At 37.3% G+C, this 18576-nt stretch carries 14 protein-coding genes and 5 pseudogenes; 1 reads left to right on the forward strand and 18 read right to left on the reverse strand.

What is annotated here, in order from left to right:
• Nucleotides 1-57: 57 nt before the first annotated feature.
• On the reverse strand, nucleotides 58-1347 hold the full coding sequence (gene glyA / locus ACTQZM_RS02950; protein ID WP_441652854.1) for a serine hydroxymethyltransferase: 1290 nt from the start codon (nucleotides 1345-1347) through the stop codon (nucleotides 58-60).
• A gap of 208 nt (nucleotides 1348-1555) precedes the next feature.
• Between glyA and ACTQZM_RS02955 the strand changes: the two genes are divergently transcribed.
• Entirely contained in the window at nucleotides 1556-1735 is a 180-nt protein-coding gene (locus tag ACTQZM_RS02955) for a hypothetical protein (RefSeq protein WP_441652855.1), read from the forward strand.
• Nucleotides 1736-1909: 174 nt separating this feature from the next.
• On the opposite strand, the pseudogene ACTQZM_RS02960 reads toward ACTQZM_RS02955, so the two are convergent.
• The 17 genes and pseudogenes from ACTQZM_RS02960 to ACTQZM_RS03040 all read right to left on the reverse strand — a co-directional run.
• Nucleotides 1910-2070: pseudogene (locus ACTQZM_RS02960) on the reverse strand (MFS transporter); the annotation flags it as partial.
• A gap of 85 nt (nucleotides 2071-2155) precedes the next feature.
• Nucleotides 2156-3022, reverse strand: coding sequence for an aldo/keto reductase (locus ACTQZM_RS02965; protein WP_248621201.1), 867 nt, complete (start codon nucleotides 3020-3022; stop codon nucleotides 2156-2158).
• Nucleotides 3023-3091: 69 nt separating this feature from the next.
• A complete protein-coding gene (locus ACTQZM_RS02970; protein WP_441652856.1) occupies nucleotides 3092-3511 on the reverse strand; it encodes a MerR family transcriptional regulator in 420 nt (139 codons plus the stop codon).
• 58 nt (nucleotides 3512-3569) lie between these two features.
• Nucleotides 3570-5060: an ABC transporter permease/substrate-binding protein gene (locus ACTQZM_RS02975; RefSeq protein ID WP_248621203.1), complete on the reverse strand. Its 1491-nt coding sequence runs from the start codon at nucleotides 5058-5060 to the stop codon at nucleotides 3570-3572.
• Nucleotides 5053-5784, reverse strand: coding sequence for an ATP-binding cassette domain-containing protein (locus ACTQZM_RS02980; RefSeq protein WP_441652857.1), 732 nt, complete (start codon nucleotides 5782-5784; stop codon nucleotides 5053-5055). Before ACTQZM_RS02980 ends, ACTQZM_RS02975 begins: the two co-directional genes overlap by 8 nt.
• A 333-nt stretch (nucleotides 5785-6117) precedes the next feature.
• Nucleotides 6118-6804: pseudogene (locus ACTQZM_RS02985) on the reverse strand (site-specific integrase); the annotation flags it as partial.
• A 21-nt stretch (nucleotides 6805-6825) separates the two neighbouring features.
• A pseudogene (locus ACTQZM_RS02990) lies at nucleotides 6826-6885 on the reverse strand (hypothetical protein); the annotation flags it as partial.
• 563 nt (nucleotides 6886-7448) lie between these two features.
• Nucleotides 7449-8864: a tetracycline efflux MFS transporter Tet(L) gene (gene tet(L), locus ACTQZM_RS02995; protein WP_047342058.1), complete on the reverse strand. Its 1416-nt coding sequence runs from the start codon at nucleotides 8862-8864 to the stop codon at nucleotides 7449-7451.
• A gap of 22 nt (nucleotides 8865-8886) precedes the next feature.
• On the reverse strand, nucleotides 8887-9030 hold the full coding sequence (locus ACTQZM_RS03000) for a hypothetical protein (RefSeq protein ID WP_158409719.1): 144 nt from the start codon (nucleotides 9028-9030) through the stop codon (nucleotides 8887-8889).
• A gap of 72 nt (nucleotides 9031-9102) precedes the next feature.
• Nucleotides 9103-9231: pseudogene (locus ACTQZM_RS03005) on the reverse strand (cysteine-rich KTR domain-containing protein); the annotation flags it as partial.
• A 100-nt stretch (nucleotides 9232-9331) separates the two neighbouring features.
• Nucleotides 9332-11251, reverse strand: a complete 1920-nt coding sequence (gene tet(M) / locus ACTQZM_RS03010; protein ID WP_281955975.1) for a tetracycline resistance ribosomal protection protein Tet(M) — start codon at nucleotides 11249-11251, stop codon at nucleotides 9332-9334.
• 15 nt (nucleotides 11252-11266) lie between these two features.
• Nucleotides 11267-11314, reverse strand: a pseudogene (locus ACTQZM_RS03015) (hypothetical protein); the annotation flags it as partial.
• A gap of 313 nt (nucleotides 11315-11627) precedes the next feature.
• Nucleotides 11628-12560, reverse strand: a complete 933-nt coding sequence (locus ACTQZM_RS03020; protein WP_001224318.1) for a conjugal transfer protein — start codon at nucleotides 12558-12560, stop codon at nucleotides 11628-11630.
• The gene (locus ACTQZM_RS03025) at nucleotides 12557-13558 is read right to left on the reverse strand and encodes a bifunctional lytic transglycosylase/C40 family peptidase (protein ID WP_000769868.1); all 1002 of its coding nucleotides are present in this window, start codon (nucleotides 13556-13558) and stop codon (nucleotides 12557-12559) included. The genes ACTQZM_RS03020 and ACTQZM_RS03025 overlap by 4 nt, the downstream gene beginning before the upstream one ends.
• Complete coding sequence (locus tag ACTQZM_RS03030) at nucleotides 13555-15732, reverse strand: CD3337/EF1877 family mobilome membrane protein (protein WP_441652858.1); 2178 nt, start codon at nucleotides 15730-15732, stop codon at nucleotides 13555-13557. Before ACTQZM_RS03030 ends, ACTQZM_RS03025 begins: the two co-directional genes overlap by 4 nt.
• A gap of 2 nt (nucleotides 15733-15734) precedes the next feature.
• Complete coding sequence (locus ACTQZM_RS03035; protein WP_000331160.1) at nucleotides 15735-18182, reverse strand: ATP-binding protein; 2448 nt, start codon at nucleotides 18180-18182, stop codon at nucleotides 15735-15737.
• Entirely contained in the window at nucleotides 18166-18558 is a 393-nt protein-coding gene (locus ACTQZM_RS03040; protein WP_000723888.1) for a conjugal transfer protein, read from the reverse strand. The genes ACTQZM_RS03035 and ACTQZM_RS03040 overlap by 17 nt, the downstream gene beginning before the upstream one ends.
• Nucleotides 18559-18576: the final 18 nt, after the last annotated feature.

The following is an 18576-nucleotide window of genomic DNA, read 5'->3' on the forward strand; positions in this document are numbered from 1 at the left end:
GATGAATGGTTTAATTGAATCGAAATAACAAAAAGAGCAGAGATAGCAAACAGCTGTCTATCTCTGCCCATTCCTTTTGTAAAACTCATCAGTCCAATTTGACAAAGAGCCTTTATAAATTGGATATTTATCCGTTAAATTCTTCACTTCTTGTTTAACTTGAGCAAGCACATCGGCATCATCTTTATTTGATAAAACTTTGACGATTAACTCAGCGACTTTAGCAGCATCTTCTTCTTTAAAGCCACGGCTCGTAATCGCAGGTGTACCAATACGGATACCACTTGTCTTGAATGGACTTAATGTTTCAAATGGGATAGAATTTTTGTTTACTGTGATATTTACTGAATCAAGTAAATGTTCAGCCTCTTTACCATTTAGACCAAAGCCAGTCACTTCCATTAGTAATAAATGATTGTCTGTATCACCAGAAACTAAGCGGGCTTTTGGCTCATTATTAAAGACATCCACCATCGCCTTGGCATTCTTGATGACTTGTTGGGCGTATTCTTTAAAACTTGGATCTAACGCTTCTTTAAATGCCACAGCTTTACCGGCAATCACGTGTTCTAATGGGCCACCTTGAATGCCAGGGAAAATAGCAGAATTCACTTTTTTCGCTAATTCTTCGTCATTCGTCAAAATCATGCCCCCACGAGGACCGCGTAAAGTTTTGTGCGTAGTTGTTGTTACGATATCAGCATATGGTACTGGATTTGGATGTAAACCAGCAGCAACCAGACCAGCAATATGCGCCATATCGACCATTAATTTTGCGCCTACTTCATCGGCAATTTCTCTAAATTTTGCAAAATCAATCGTTCTTGAGTAAGCAGAGGCACCAGCTACGATTAATTTTGGTTGGTGTTCGCGTGCTAAAATACGAACAACATCATAATCAATGACTTCAGTGGTAGGATCAACGCCATAACCAACAAAATGGTAAGTCTTGCCACTAAAGTTAACAGGTGAACCATGTGTTAAATGTCCGCCTGCTGAAAGGTCCATACCTAAAACAGTATCACCAGGTTCAATTAATGCTAAATAAGCAGCTGTATTTGCTTGTGAACCGGAGTGAGGTTGCACGTTTGCAAATTTTGCACCAAAAAGTTCTTTTGCACGTTCGATAGCTAAAGTTTCCACAACATCAACAAATTCGCAACCACCATAGTAACGTTTATTTGGATAACCTTCTGCATATTTATTTGTTAAAATACTGCCTTGCGCTGCTAAAACGCCTTTAGAAACAATATTTTCAGACGCAATTAATTCCAAATTGTTTTGTTGACGAACGCCTTCATTTTCAATTGCTTGCCATAATTCTGGGTCAAATGCCTTATAATCCAAGTAGGACACTCCTTTTTAAAAATATTATCAGTCGCTTGCTGACGAAAAAATGCTACTAAAAGAAAAAAATCTCAAGTAGTTGCTTAAATTCTAGCATAAAACCGAATAAAAATCAGCTACTTTGTACTAATCGTATGTAAAATAATCTTAACATTCCGATGTAAACCTTTTCTACAAAACGTGTTATAATTGGTTTGAGGTGATGTCCATGTCTGAAAAGCCAGAAAAATTAACAATCGAGGAATATAATCTATATCTGAAAGCCGCTATAAAAAATTTAGGCGGCGGGAATGCATTATATGAAAATCTTTCTTCTGAACTCAAGCGCTTAGCCAAACTTTATAGCATAGAAGAAGTCAAAAAGAAAGATTTCGGTTTTTGGAAATGATAAAACGGACGACACCAAACCGTCCTTTTTTCATCTATTCTTTTTTAGCATGCCAAATACAATGATAACAATCGCAACAGCCGTATAACAAGCAATTAACATCATTTTCGTCTTAAATTGGCTTGCGTTTCAAACAATAATTGCCAATCCCAATGGTCCTCCAATTTGATGCATGGTATTGGTCAAGGCACTGGATACCCATGATAATTCAGTTGGTGAAAAACGAAAAATCTCGCCAATTTGTAATGAGCTCGTAAAAATAATCGAGTTATCCATTAAAATAAAAAATATGAAAATAATGTAATAGGTAAAATCAACCCCTGCTTTTTGTGCATTTCATTCTCCTCACCACAATTGATGTTTATATTTCAACTTTCTCACCTTTCGACTAAAACGAATGGATAATTTTTGTTTACTCAATTATTCCTCTGTTGCTAACATTCTTTGCATAAACCATTCGACTTGTTGAGGTGCGTCATGATCAAAAAATGCTGATTCTCGTAAATCCAAGTTAGCAATCACTTCCATATCATCACTAGATAACTCAAAATCAAAAATATCAATGTTTTCTGCCATTCTTTCAGGTCGAACTGATTTTGCCAAAGCTACAATGCCTCTTTGCATCAACCATCGCAATACAACTTGTCCTACTGATTTATGATATTTTTGACCAATTTCAGTTAATATCGGATTCGTAAACAATTCATGACGACCTTCTGCAAATGGCGCCCAGGCTTCGATTTGTACACCATATTTTTCATGCCATTCTTGATCAACATTTCTTTGATACCATGGATTAACTTCAATTTGATTAATTTGCGGTTTTACTTCATTTAAACCAACAAATTCAATCATTTTCGCCGATTTAAAATTAGAAATACCAATCGCACGTAATTTTCCACTTTTTTGTAAAGCAACTAGGGCACGCCAAGCACCATAAATATCCCCATAAGGCTGATGAATTAAATATAAGTCTAAATAATCTAATCCCATCACTTTTAATGAATGTTCTACAGTTTCTTTTGCACGATTTTCAGGTGCTTGTAAGATAAATAATTTAGAAGTGACAAATAACTCTTCTCTTGTAACGATGCCTTCTTCAATCGCTCTCTTAATTCCTTCCCCTGTTTCTTTTTCATTTCCATATACCGCTGCAGTGTCAATCAAACGATATCCTGCCTTAATTGCTTGATATACAGCTTCTGCAGTTTGTTCTGCTGGAATTTGGTACACTCCGTAACCTAATTGTGGCATAACTACTCCATTATTTAATTCAATTGTGTTCATTTTTATGATTCTCCTTTTACTTGATATATTTTATTCTAAACTTTGGCATAAACTCCATGGCAAGTGATTTTAGAATTTTTTCTCCCAGAGTTTTTCAATTGTATTCTCATTCATCTTACCTTCTTGAAATTTTGCCAAAAGTTCATCATAAGTTTCTATTTTATAACTTAACAACGCTCTAACTTGTTCCATTTCTTGAATTTTTTCATTTAATTCAGCCAACTGTTCATGTAGAATTTGTTTCTGCGCCTCAGCTACATTGGTTTTCTCGCGCATTTGAGCCAGCTGTACGAATTCGATTAGCGATTCAATTGATAAACCTGCATGACGTAAATTTTTTGCTAGATAAATCCAATTTAGATCATTCACTGAATATTCGCGATAGCCACTTTCATTGCGCTTAACTGGTGGAATCACGCCAATTCGTTCATAGTATCTAAGCGTATCCACACTTAAACCAAATAATTCTGCTGCTTTTTTAATATTCATCATTTTCACCTCACAAATAAATAATAAACCCTAGAGCACGCTCCAGGGCAAGTAAAAATTATCTATTTTTTAACAAATGTTGCCTTATCAAAAATTCCTTTGCCACTTTTTGCGGACTTTTTTTCAATACATCGACTTGGTAATTCATCTGTTGCATTTGCTCTTCAGTAATTTTTCCAGCTAATTGATTTAATATTTTCTTTAATTCAGGATATTTTTTCAAGGTAGTCTCACGAATTAAAGGTGCTCCTTGATAAGGTGGAAAAAGCTGAAGATCGTCTTTAAGTAAAACTAGATTGTATCTCTTGATGCCACTATCAGTTGAATAGACATCAGCAATTTGAATACTTCCTTGCTCAAGTGCTTTATAGCGTAAAGCAGGTTCCATCGTCTTGACTTGTAAAGAAAGCTGATATTTTTCTTGTAAACCGAGGTTACCATCTTTTCGTTGGTTAAATTCTAAGGTAAAACCAGCAATGGCTTGATTTTCTACCTTTTTTAAGTCACTAATCTTCTTTAATTGATGTTGTTTAGCATAATTTTTTGGTACAGCTAATGCATAAGTATTCTGATAGGCCATAGGTTGCAAATAAACTAAATGATCTTGCCGATAAATGCCTTTTTTTGCCTGTTGATAAACTGTTTTAGGATCAGTCGAAGTTGTTGGTGTTTGCTTCAATAAAGTGCTCGTAATCGTTCCTGTAAATTCTGGATAAAGATCAATTGAGCCTTTTTTTAACGCTTGATATAAAAAACTTGTTTTTCCTAGATTTTCTTTTAATTCTACATGCAAGTCTGACTGGTCTTCAATTAATAGTTTGTACATATGTATTAAGATGTTGGGTTCAGCACCTAATTTACCAGCAATTACGATTGTATTATTGGTTTGTGTTTGTAAAAAGAACGGCACAAAAGTTAAACCTGTTATGGCAATCAAACTAACAAAGGTAATCCCAACTTGCTTAAGCTTCAATCGTTGAAGCCATTGTAATAAAAAACTAAATAATATTGCTAATCCTGCCGAAGCAAGCGCTCCAATTAAAATCAACTGATTATCTTGACGATCGATTCCCAATAAAATATACGTTCCTAGACCACCTGCTCCAATTAAAGCCGCAAGTGTAGCTGTCCCTATAATCATGATGGCAGAAGTCCGGATACCAGATAAAATCATCGGCATAGCCAATGGCAAAGATAATTTTTTTAATCGCTCCCATCGCGTCATTCCAAAGGCTCGCGCTGCCTCATCCAGACTTGGATCAACGTTAGCTAGACCAACTAGCGTATTTTGTAATATAGGAAAAATCCCATAAATGATAAGTGCAATTAAAGATGGTGTAAAGCCAATGCCCATAAACGGAATAAATAATCCTAATAAGGCTAATGAGGGAATGGTCTGCATAATTCCGGTAATTTGTAAAATAACTGCAACTACACGCTTAAAGGGTTGTAAAATTAAAGCTAAACCAATTGCTAAGAGGCTTGCTAATAACAATGCACTCATAGAAAGTTGTAAATGTTGAAAAATTGCTTGTAAAAGGCTAGGCATCATATTCACGTCCTTTCAAAACCTGTGCAACAAATGCATTTTGCGGATCGCTTTGAATATCTGAAGGACTAGCAAATTGGACTAGCTCACCGTTTTGTAATACTGCAATTCGATCAGCTAGCTTTAATGCTTCATCCATATCATGCGTAACAAAAAGAACAGTTAAATGTAATTCTTCATGCAATTGTTTGAGCAAGTCCTGTAACTGTTGACGACTTAACGGATCCAAAGCACTAAATGGTTCGTCCATCAATAATATCTTAGGTTGCGTAATTAATGCTCGCACAATACCGACACGCTGTTGTTGCCCACCAGATAACTCTTTGGGATAACGATGTAAGACTTCTTTTGGATTTAGACCAACCTTTTTGAGCCAAAAATTTGCCATTTCCGGCCATTTAGCTTTAGGAATTTTTTTTAATTCGGGAATTAAAGTAATATTTTCATAGACAGTCATATGTGGAAATAAGGAAATCTGCTGAATCACGTAACCAATTTGCAAGCGTAACTCTCTTAATTGCCACTGATTAATTGATTGATTATCTAATAAAATTTGACCATTATCAGGAGTGACTAGTCGATTAACCGTCTTTAATAAAGTCGTTTTCCCACTACCACTTGGTCCAACTAAGCAAATGAATTCGCCTGTATTTATTTGCATTGAAATATTTTTTAAAATAGCAGTCTTGCCATAATTTTTACTTATATGTTGAAATTTAATCATATCTACTCCTTCTTAGGTATTTGTAACTAATTTTATCATCTTTAACTTTCAGTATACGGATTATTTTATCATAAGCAAAATGATTGGCCTGCATTTTCTTTTCCAGATTGATTCCTGTTCATTCAAAGCTAATCACAATATTTCAAAATTTTTTATTTTAAACAAAGTATAAATTTCTAATTATCTTTTTATATTTTCTTAAATGCTCGTAAAGCCTTATTCTATGTGCTTTCGAGTATTTTTACTGTAGGAAGATACTTCACGTTTCTTTGCATATTTCCTCATGTCTTAGCTGTCAGAAGTGGTAAATAAGTAGTAAATTCATTTGTACTACTAAGCAACAAGACGCTCCTGTTGCTTCTCTTTATTCAAGCGTTTCATTTCTGCCATTGCAGAATCGAATGTTGCATGTGCGTAATAGTTCAGCGTCATGGCTATATTAGCATGTCCCATAATGTACTGTAATGCCTTTGGATTCATTCCTGCATTTGCATAGTTGGTACAGAATGTATGTCGCAAACTATGTGGAGTGATGTGTGGCAATTTATCCTCGTTATACTTATTGTATTTCTTAACAAGACCTTTCATCATGCCGTTGTAATCACTTGCCACTTTTGGATAGTTCTTTCTATTAAGAAAGAGGAAATCACTATATCCATCAATCTCAACACGCTTATCATTCTTTCGATTCGCTAACACTCGCTTAAATGCTTGATAGGCTTCTTCAACCATAGGAACTTGACGTTCGCCACTTTTGGTCTTTGGTGTTTCAATGTAGTACCCAATTTCAGTATCTCTCAATAGCTGATGGTCTATATTGACAAGACGATTCTCAAAATCTAAATCTGGAAGTGTCAAACCACCAAACTCTGAAATACGAAGACCTGTTTTTAAGAGTATCAGAATTTCATCATAATTTTTGCTGTAGGTTTTATCAGCTTTTGCAAAGGCTAACAGTTTTTCTTCCTGTTCTTCTGTTAGTACGGTCTTAGGGACAGTATCATCATTCGTTCTACTTTTTCGCTCTCTTTGATTATGAAATTGCATGCCTTTTAGTCCAGCTGATTTCACTTTTTGCATTCTACAAACTGCATAACTCATATGTAAATCGCTCCTTTTTAGGTGGCACAAATGTGAGGCATTTTCGCTCTTTCCGGCAACCACTTCCAAGTAAAGTATAACACACTATACTTTATATTCATAAAGTGTGTGCTCTGCGAGGCTGTCGGCAGTGCCGACCAAAACCATAAAACCTTTAAGACCTTTCTTTTTTTTACGAGAAAAAAGAAACAAAAAAACCTGCCCTCTGCCACCTCAGCAAAGGGGGGTTTTGCTCTCGTGCTCGTTTAAAAATCAGCAAGGGACAGGTAGTATTTTTTGAGAAGATCACTCAAAAAATCTCCACCTTTAAACCCTTGCCAATTTTTATTTTGTCCGTTTTGTCTAGCTTACCGAAAGCCAGACTCAGCAAGAATAAAATTTTTATTGTCTTTCGGTTTTCTAGTGTAACGGACAAAACCACTCAAAATAAAAAAGATACAAGAGAGGTCTCTCGTATCTTTTATTCAGCAATCGCGCCCTTTAATGGAACAAAAAGATTTGAATTCCTGTTATAAAAAAAGGATCAATTTTGAACTCTCTCCCAAAGTTGATCCCTTAACGATTTAGAAATCCCTTTGAGAATGTTTATATACATTCAAGGTAACCAGCCAACTAATGACAATGATTCCTGAAAAAAGTAATAACAAATTACTATACAGATAAGTTGACTGATCAACTTCCATAGGTAACAACCTTTGATCAAGTAAGGGTATGGATAATAAACCACCTACAATTGCAATACCTGTTCCCTCTGATAAAAAGCTGGTAAAGTTAAGCAAACTCATTCCAGCACCAGCTTCCTGCTGTTTCAAGCTACTTGAAACAATTGTTGATATAACTGTTTTGGTGAACGAAAGCCCACCTAAAACAAATACGATTATAATTGTCATGAACCATGATGTTGTTTCTAAAAGAAAGGAAGCAGTTAAAAAGCTAACAGAAAGAAATGTAACTCCGATGTTTAACACGTATAAAGGACCTCTTCTATCAACAAGTATCCCACCAATGTAGCCGAAAATAATGACACTCATTGTTCCAGGGAAAATAATTACACTTCCGATTTCGGCAGTACTTAGCTGGTGAACATCTTTCATCATATAAGGAACCATAGAGACAAACCCTGCTACTGTTCCAAATATAATTCCCCCACAAAGAACTCCAATCATAAAAGGTATATTTTTCCCTAATCCGGGATCAACAAAAGGATCTGTTACTTTCCTGATATGTTTTACAAATATCAGGAATGACAGCACGCTAACGATAAGAAAAGAAATGCTATATGATGTTGTAAACAACATAAAAAATACAATGCCTACAGACATTAGTATAATTCCTTTGATATCAAAATGACCTTTTATCCTTACTTCTTTCTTTAATAATTTCATAAGAAACGGAACAGTGATAATTGTTATCATAGGAATGAGTAGAAGATAGGACCAATGAATATAATGGGCTATCATTCCACCAATCGCTGGACCGACTCCTTCTCCCATGGCTACTATCGATCCAATAAGACCAAATGCTTTACCCCTATTTTCCTTTGGAATATAGCGCGCAACTACAACCATTACGAGTGCTGGAAATGCAGCTGCACCAGCCCCTTGAATAAAACGAGCCATAATAAGTAAGGAAAAGAAAGAATGGCCAACAAACCCAATTACCGACCCGAAACAATTTATTATAATTCCAAATAGGAGTAACCTTTTGATGCCTAATTGATCAGATAGCTTTCCATATACAGCTGTTCCAATGGAAAAGGTTAACATAAAGGCTGTGTTCACCCAGTTTGTACTCGCAGGTGGTTTATTAAAATCATTTGCAATATCAGGTAATGAGACGTTCAAAACCATTTCATTTAATACGCTAAAAAAAGATAAAATGCAAAGCCAAATTAAAATTTGGTTGTGTCGTAAATTCGATTGTGAAAATGATACGCTTCCCTCTTTTAATTGAACCCTGTTACATTCATTACACTTCATAATTAATTCCTCCTAAACTTGATTAAAACATATGATTATAGTAATTATGCTTTTCGTATAATTCACTATACAAGCGTTCACCACTTCTATACGCAGCCATTGCAATTAAACTTCTCTCCCCTCCATTTCTTTTAGCTATACTTAAAGATAAATGAAATATTGCCATGATAATCACCTCTCTTCCTTTTCTAATTACATGAGCGAAGCGAATTTTTTTAAACACGCTTGACGCTAAATTTAATGAAATTAAATTTTCTTGTCTGCATTTCGGACAATAGAGGGGGAATTTTTTTAATTCAGTATCTTCCCTTATCTTTAATCGTGTTTTATTTCCACATACAGGACACAATATCCACTTGTAGTTTATAATAACTATCTCCTCCTTTACACTTTAATTCAAATCTTTATTAAAAAATATTTCATCTTATTTAACAAGAAACCATATTTATATAACAACATAAAATACACTAAGTTATTTTATTGAACATATATCGTACTTTATCTATCCGACTATTTGGACGACGGGGCTGGCAAACAGGTTCACCGGTAGTAACATGGTACCCTTTTAACTCTGTTAAACAAACACTACGTCCATTTGTAAAGAAAGTTAAATCACTACGATATTCTTGAATACACCGAGCAGGGATTTCTCCACTAAGAATGACCTCATTATTTTTCAATTGAGTGTCTACGATGTTCGCACAATATTTAGGAGCATCGTTGTATGCTCGTGAAAGATATTCCTGTGGCGCATAAATTTTAAAACTAAGATATGGCTCTAACAATTCTGTTCCAGCTTTTTTTAAGACTTGTTCCAATACAATAGGAGCAAGCATCCGAAAATCTGCTGGGGTACTAACAGGGCTATAGTATAAGCCATACTTAAAACAGATTTTACAGTCCGTCACATTCCAACCATACAATCCTTGTTCACAACCATAGCGTATCCCTTCCATAACTGCATTTTGAAATGATTGATTTAAGTATCCAAGAGAAACCGAGCTCTCATACTGCATTCCACTTCCCAACGGAAGCGGTGATACAGATAAACCAATGGAAGCCCAGAAAGGATTTGGCGGCACTTCGATGTGAATGGTATATTCTGCATTTTTTAACGGTCTCTCCATATAAATGACTGTAGGCTCTTTTAGTTCTATCTCCACATGATACTTTTCTTGCAACAGTGCACTAATCACTTCCATTTGTACTTTCCCTAAGAAAGAAAGTATAATTTCATGTGTCGTAGAATCCACGTAATATCGTAGAAGCGGATCACTATCTGAGATTTCCAAAAGGGCATCAAGCAACATTTCTCTCTGTTCAGGTTTGCTCGGTTCAACAGTTGTTTGCAGCAGAGGGAGCGGATTTTCAATTCTCTCTCTCTGTGGCAATAGCTTTGTATCTCCAAGAACACTATTTAGCTTCAAAAACTCATTTTGCAAAATAACAATTTCCCCGGAATAAGCCTTATCAATTTTACATAATTCACCATTTATTGAAGTATACATTTCTGTAATTTTTATTTTTTCCTTTTCCGATATTCTAACCGAATCCCGCAAATGCAGGATTCCGCCATAAAGGCGTACATATGCAAGACGTTGTCTTTCTTCCGAATATTCAATTTTGAAGACATTTCCGCAAAGTTCAGACTTCTTTCTGTATGTTGATGAATAAAATTTATTCGTTATCACTTCTATAAGCTGCTCAATCCCTATGTTGCTTTTTGCGCTTCCATGATAAACAGGGTACAAGGAGCAATTCTGAAATCTTATGCTTTCCTCTTGTTCGAGTTCCAATGCTTCTAATGATTTACCGGACATATATTTCTCTAAAAGGTCATCGTTTCCCTCTATTACCGTATCCCATTGTTCAGATTCGGTAAAGTTCGTCACACACATATTAGGATACAGTTCTACCTTCTGTTTGATTACAATTTCGGCAGAAAGTTTCTCTTTAATATCCTGATAAACCGTTGATAAATCAATTCCATTTTGGTCAATCTTATTGATAAAAAAGATTGTGGGAATCCCCATTTTCCTAAGTGCATGAAATAATATACGAGTTTGTGCTTGTACGCCATCTTTTGCAGAAATCAGTAGAATTGCCCCATCTAAAACTGATAATGAACGATATACTTCTGCTAAGAAATCCATATGTCCTGGCGTGTCTATGATGTTCACCTTCGTATTTTCCCACTGAAAAGAGGTTATTCCTGTCTGAATTGTAATTCCTCTCTGACGTTCTAAAAGCGTATTATCCGTCCTCGTTGTACCTTTGTCCACGCTTCCTAATTCTGTAATCGCTCCACTGTTATATAATAAGCTTTCTGTTAAGGTAGTTTTTCCCGCATCAACATGAGCTAAAACTCCAATATTAATAATTTTCATGTGATTTTCCTCCATTCAAAAGCCCAAAAGGGCATAAAAATCCCAGTGATAAATACTCTTATCACTGGGATTTTTATGCATAACCATAGGCATACAAAGCATACAGATATTCTCCGGATACTTTAGAATCACATGATAAAGGTATTCTTAAACTGGGTACAAAAAACTAAGCCCTCCTAAAAAAGGACATCCAATTATTTGTTCCCACTATCAAATTGACAGTTTATTTAAGAATACCTTGCCGCATATTTATTAACTCCTTTTAAATAGATACTTAAATAATAGCACGTAAGAGCATATTTGTAAAGGAATCTCCAATTTTTTATCAAAGAGAGTACGTGATTACAAAATAGCTGTAATAATGTACCAATATTTGTTATTCTATAATCTTCCAATTACTCCCGTTCTTTTCAAGTACCAAATCAAATTGAGATACCTGCGTTGCTTTGGTCTGCTGGTCGATATACTCCACTGTCAGCGATACCGTGACTTGATTATCCTTACGATTGTGAATAGGATTTACCAGTTCTTGAAAGATGTACTCTTTTCCGATTGGTTTTAATATCCCGTCATTCACATAGTAGGAAAGTTCACTGGCTGTCGCTGTAGGATAGAGCTTGAAGAACGTCGTTAAAAACTCATTGATTTCATTGGTTGTAATGGAATCAACCGTCCCCTCACTTTCAATGGCTTTTGGTTTATAACTTGATTTCTTAGGTATGTTGGTAATGGTCGGATTCTTAACCAGTACCATATTTCCAGAACCATCTACATAGACACTCACTATATAAGCAGAGTGGACGGTCTTTGTATTTTCTCCCTCTGTAATGAGCTGGTCTACACTGTAGGTTACATTAAACTCATTGTCGCCAGTTGGCTCTACCGTCCATATCTGAAATCCTCTTACAGAAGACGATACAGGAATATCTTTGCGTACTGTATCAACATTGAGAGCTTGAAGTTCATCTGTCAGATAGCCTTTTAGACTTTCCATTCGATTATCAATGGACTTATCGGATTGCTCCCATGAATAGTAGACTTTCGCAAAGTTCTCTACAAAATTTTCTACATGATGAGTATCAACGTATTCCTTTTCTATGATAGTTGTTTCGTGAATAGTATGAGTATCTATAGCTGTAAAGTGCTTGAATATCGCAAAGCTGAAACTAAGCCCTAAAAGTACCCACAAGGCAATCACAACCTTTTTATGAGGATTGACCTTATAGACACGAGGTTTCTTTTCCTTTGGTATCTGTTTTTCTTTATTCTGATTTTTTCTAAATTTCATCATTAAATCTTCCTTTCTCATTGTTTGATTCGTCCTGCTCCCACTAAATGCTGTTGCCAGTAGGGGCTTGTTAAGTCGGCATAACCGATTGGGTCGCCTGCATGAAACATACGGTTATTGCCAAGGTATATCCCAACATGAGTAATATAAGAGCCAGCGTTATAGGTAGAATGAAAGAAAACCAAATCGCCAGCTTGTGCTTCCGATAGTGGGATATGCTGGGTCACATCATATTGCTGTTGTGCGGTTCGTGGTAAGTTAATTCCAGCTTTTCCATACGTCCATTGTGTCAGTCCGCTACAATCAAAAGAAGTAGTCGGGGAAGCTCCACCGTAAACGTATCGCCAGCCCTCATATTTCAGTGCTTCGTCCATGATGGCTTGTACCGTATCATCATCAAACTCTGTTGTGACAAGATACTGCGTTACCAGTTGCACATAAAACATATTGCCATAGTTGTATCGCCAGCCCCCATTGATAGGTATGGCTATGGGATTGGGGTAAGACACTTTTTCGCCACCTGAATACTCTTTTGAGAAACTTTGAGCCAGTTCAAAGGTATATTTATTTCCACGATTAGCCACATACCCTAAGAAACCACCACCATAATTGTAGGACTGGATAACCGATTCTAAATCTACACTGAGCCTTTCGCTACTGGCTAATAATTCACTGAAATACTTCACACCTTGCTTAATGGATTCTTCTGTACTCAATGAATTAGGTGGAAGACCGAGGGATTCCGAGGACTGCATAACATCTTCCGCAGTACCGCCCGATTCCACCTGTATAATCGCAAGAAGTATGTTGACATATTCTTCAACGCCATATTCTTTGGCATATTTTTCTACCATAGGCTTATGAGCCAGCACTTCTGCGGAAACATTCACACCTCCATAATGAATATTGGAAATTCCGCTGTCCTGTTCATCTGAAAATAAAATGGCAACAAACAGAAGCAGTGAGAAGACCATCAAGAATAATCCAGAACCACCAATCACTAAAGTTTTCAACTTCATGGTTTCTTACCGACTTTCTTAATGGTGGCGGTTTTGATTGGTGGTCTACTTCTTGTATTTTGTAGTGGTACTCTTTGAACAGTAGACGGACGTTCTTTTGTGATTGGACGTTGTGAAGTTCTATCTGCTGTAGTGGTTGAAGTTGCTGGCTTTTGAACGGTTTTTTCTTGAACGGTATTGCCTTGGCGTTCCACTTTTGGACTTGAAAAATCGGACTTAACTGCTGGACGCTCTTGTTTGGCTTGTTGAGATTCCTTATATGAAGTCTGAATATTAGACTGTTTTGAGGTCTGTTCATCATGATATTGTTCTTGTCTTGTAGTCGGTCTTTCATGAACAGAAGAAGCAGGCTGTTTTTTCTGTTTGACCTGTTCCATTTCAGAGCGACGCTTCGCAATGGTTTTTCGCCTTTGTTCCTGCTGTTCCTTGCGTCCACTGGCTCTGTCCGCTTTGGTTTGAGAAATACTACTGGTTAAATCACGGACATTCTCTTTTACTTTGGATTTTCCTTGATATACTGCATATCTTGCATTGGTCGGCAAATCTTTAACCTGTTCTTTCAAACCACTAGCAGTGTCTACCATTCTGTCTTTGGTATCAGCTACTGTACCGATGGTTTGACCGATACGTTTTCCAAGTGTTGATTTTTCCTTTCCGTCTGGTCGGGAGTGATCTGCTTGTGTCCTTGCAGAACTCCCCGAACCCGACTGTCCTTTTTTACCTGTAACAATGGCAGACCCAGCCCCTAGAGTAGTCATGGAACGTCCAAGTTTCCGCTGTAGACGGTGCATGTGAGCGTGCATAAGCATACGAGGTTTTCTCATCACACGACTTCCCACACTTTGAGAATCGTTACTCTGTAGAGAAAACATACTCATTAAATCGCCCAGCTTGAAGTAGATTCCTGCAAAGGTCACAATCTGTAGAAAAGCAATCAAAAAGAACGGATAACCAGCCGATAAGGTATAGAGCATGGTTGAAATACTAAATGCTGTCGTAATAATCAATGTGATTCCAGCTCGTGTCAAAATGGTATTAAAGAGCTTTGTTATGGCTCGTTTTGACATACCATCAAATGATGGAATCATGCTTAAAATAAAGCTCACAGGCAGAAACATAGCATAGATGATAAAAAGTACCTGCGAGAAAATCATGATTCCTGTTAATAGGAATACAAATATGGAAATCCCAATATTGAAGACAAATAGGAAGAAGACTGTACCTAAACGGTTAATGGTCTTTGTAATGGTTAGATTGGTATTGCTTCTGTCTTCAATTTCTTCCGCAACAATTTTTTCTCTGTCTTCGCCATTGTTGGAATCTGGGCTGGTGGAGAGCAGGCTTTCCACACGGTCAATACCGATACTTTCAATGTCTGAACTGTTGTATTGAAGCAGTAGCCACGGTTGCTGAACCTGTATGGAAAACAGGCTATCTCTGATTAAGTCCACGCTGTCCTTGCCTTGACTATCGGAATGGGGCATGACAATCTTCGTGCCAAGTGATAAACTGGCATTACTGATGTCTGATGAAAAGTCATTGATTTTTTTAATGTAGTCGGGAGCGTAGGCAATAAAGGAAGCCGATAGGATAAACACCAGCACAAAATTCATAATGGCATGAATTGCCTTTGTGGTTTCTCTCTTTATCAGTCCCGTATAGGCAACATAAACCCCAAGAACCAAAATCAAGAGTAAGAGGAATCCAACATAGAAACCCTCTGTTGAAAATCCGTTTGCACTCACACCAGCTAAGGTCTGCATATTCTTACAAATGGAATCTGCTGTAGCGGAAATGAAGTCTAAGGAATAGGCTTCCTGTACTAAGTAACCTGTCGCATTGGAAACATACAAACTGATTGTCCAAATAAAATTGGTAATGGCATATAGTCCATACATGACCTGTTTTCCAATCCCGTCCGACCAGTTCCACGGAAGCCAGCCCCAGCTATTATCCACATAAAAATCCAGTTGATAGTTTTCAAGTGGGTATCGGCTGTATTCATTTGCCACATTGACCGTATCATCTACCAAGCCCGCAGCTTGAACCACCGTTCCCAGCATGGCTAAAAGAAAAATGGCAATCACAAGTGTGAAAGCCACTGTCATTGCCACTTTACCTAGACGTTTCAGCGTCCAGTTTGATTTTATTCTGTTTACTATTGATGGTTTCACATTTACACCTCTTTTCGCACAGGTGGTCTGGTATCAAAGGCATGGAGCAGTTCTTCAAATACAGGGTGGAACTGTATCACACCGACACGACCATATAAATCACTGATAAGGCATTGCCCGTTTTCCAAATCACGCAATCGCTTCTGATTGTTTTCGTCCTCTGGGTCTACACCAAAAAAGGCTAAGGTCTTTTTAATCTCGTTAAGGTCAGTGGAACGAAATGCAAATTTTAAGCCGAGGTTATTTTTCAGTTTTTCATCTAAGAGGTCGTCTGTATTTTGGGTCACGAAATATACCCCAGCGTTCATAGCACGACCAGCCCGAACCAGCTTCATAGATAGTGTTTTTCCTTGTGCTACCTGTAAAAAGCTCCATGCTTCGTCTAAATCTACAATCTTGAAAATGCTTCGGTCTGTATGGATAAAGTCTAAAGCAAAGGTACTAATGACAATCAGCATAGCAACGGATAAAAGCTCCATAGTGGTATATTCCTCAAAGGAAGTTTCCTTGTCGGGAAGTACCAAGTCCGCAACCTGTATAATGTTCAGTTGTTTTTCTAAGCTGATAGACTGCTCCACATAACCATTACTGAATAATAAATGTGCAAAGTCATAGTCTGTAAAACTTTCGATATGGTCGGCTATACTGGTACTTAGTGGCGTATTCTCAACCCGTAATTCCTCAATCACTTTCATCAACCCTCGTACTTCACTATTGGTTACTGCACGAATGGCTTTTCTAAGGATTGGGAAGCGTTCCCCATCACGAGAGGAAATCCCCGTAAGGAATGTCAGAATATCAATAGCCAGTGATTCAGAATCTTTGGGATTTTTCATAATCACATAAGGGTCAAGTAAGCCTTTGTTTTTCTCATCAGAAGTCAGAGTGACGATATTGATTTCATGGGAAATCTCTGGCAAGGTTTCTTTCCATCTGCCACGTTCTGCTTTTGGGTCTACAATCACTGCTTGTGCCCCATAAAGCACCGCATAATAGACGATAAGGTTATTCGCAAAGGATTTACCACCACCCAGCGAACCAACAAAAGCCGACGCTAACGCATTGGTTACTGAACCCTTAACCCCTTGACTGGCAAGAGCAGGTTTCAGATAGACATTGCGTCCAGTATCTAAGCTGTAGCCAACATAAATCCCCTCATTTTCCCCCAGCATTTGAGTAGCACCAAAACCTAAACCAGCGAGGAAATCAGAGGTCACGTATTGAATATAATCATTCATATAACGCTTGCTGGCAGGTAAAAATTCTTCATGTAAGCCGAGCATATCCCCAAATGGTCGTACCAGTTTTACGCTTAAATCGTCATAAAAATCTTTCACTTCATTACAACGACGTTTGAGTTCGTCAAGATCATTTGCTGATACCCTTACCACATAAGACAGCTTGTACATAGATTCCTTGCTTTGGTCTAAATTGGTTTCCAGCTCATTCACACTTTCCAGAGCTTCCGCCACATTGGAGCTGGTTTCATTATCACTTTGCCAAGCGTGGTTATCCAAGTCTTTCAGTTCTTTCTTTTTATTGCGGACAGTAGATAGGGCTTTACGATTCGCTACAATTTCCACATTCATTGACGTATCAATCGGGAATGTAAATTGCTGTTGCTGGTAGTAGAAGATTTCAGAGGACGGGAAGTCCAGTTCTCCGACAATGCTGTTAATGGTAAAGTAAGCTACATAGACGGTTTCATCTTCCTGCTGGATTTTCAAATATCGCTGTTTTTCTTCCACCAAACAGCGAGTAGGCTTAATCAAGTCATAGTATTTAATCAGCGTTTCATTATCCAGCTTTTTCTTTGATAGATGGTACTCATACTCTTCATAGGCAGTGCCTGTCTGTCCGTAAAGGTGTTCAATCAGATAGCCGAAGTCGTCCTTATCTAACCTGCGGATTTTGAAACGACGAGAGATTTTATTTTCTAAGAGCTTTTCCATCTTCTGAAAACGCAGGATTTCATCATTACTCATACTAACAAAATCGCCCATCAGCTTATGGTTCACATCATAGACAAAATCAGACAAAGCATTTTTTGCTTCAACGGTAAGACTTTTCATAGAAAACTCCTGATCGTTGAGAAGCAACTTAAAGCCGATAAAGAAACGGTAGTTCACTTGATTTTCGCCAATCATGGATATTAAAGCGTCTGTCTGTTGGTCGATTTTGTCATAGGCAACCGCTTTGAGCTTGCCAGTGACTTCATTTTTGGAACGCTCTTGTGCAGAACGTATGCTGGATTCTGTACTGATTTGTAAAGCATGAATTTTGCCATCACGATTTTGTGCGATAAGCTGTCTGAAAGAATCATGCACTTGTATTTTCTGTTCTGGACTTAGAAATGAGTAATTGTAAGGAACAAGCTCATAGTAAGCATAACATTCCCCGTCTTTATTCCAGACGAGATTGTTTTCAATGTATTTAATTGGATATGCCATAAAATTCACTCCTAACTGCTGTAATGGCTTCTTGTGGCTGGTTTCTGCCAAGCGTTACTTTTTTTCCTGCATAGGTCAGCTTTGGTCGCAGTGCATAAGCAATGACAGACTTCAAAAATCCATAAGGCTTTTTACCATCAAAAGTTTTTGTAGACATAAACCATGTGAAAGCCACAGGAATCCCAAAGTATTTGAGAAATGCTCCCTCTATCATGGAAAGAGGGGGCAAGTTGCCAAGTATCATCACTGCAAAGAGTGACACGACAAACCATGTCATTTGCGTAAAGGTTATGGGAAACGGAAGTCTAAAATCATTGATAGAATACAGTACCTTTTCCACAGACCAGATACTGGTATAGCTTCGTATTTTCTTCATGTAATCAATCCTTTCATA

Source organism: Enterococcus cecorum (assembly GCF_052119425.1).
GTDB classification, from domain to species: domain Bacteria; phylum Bacillota; class Bacilli; order Lactobacillales; family Enterococcaceae; genus Enterococcus_E; species Enterococcus_E cecorum_C.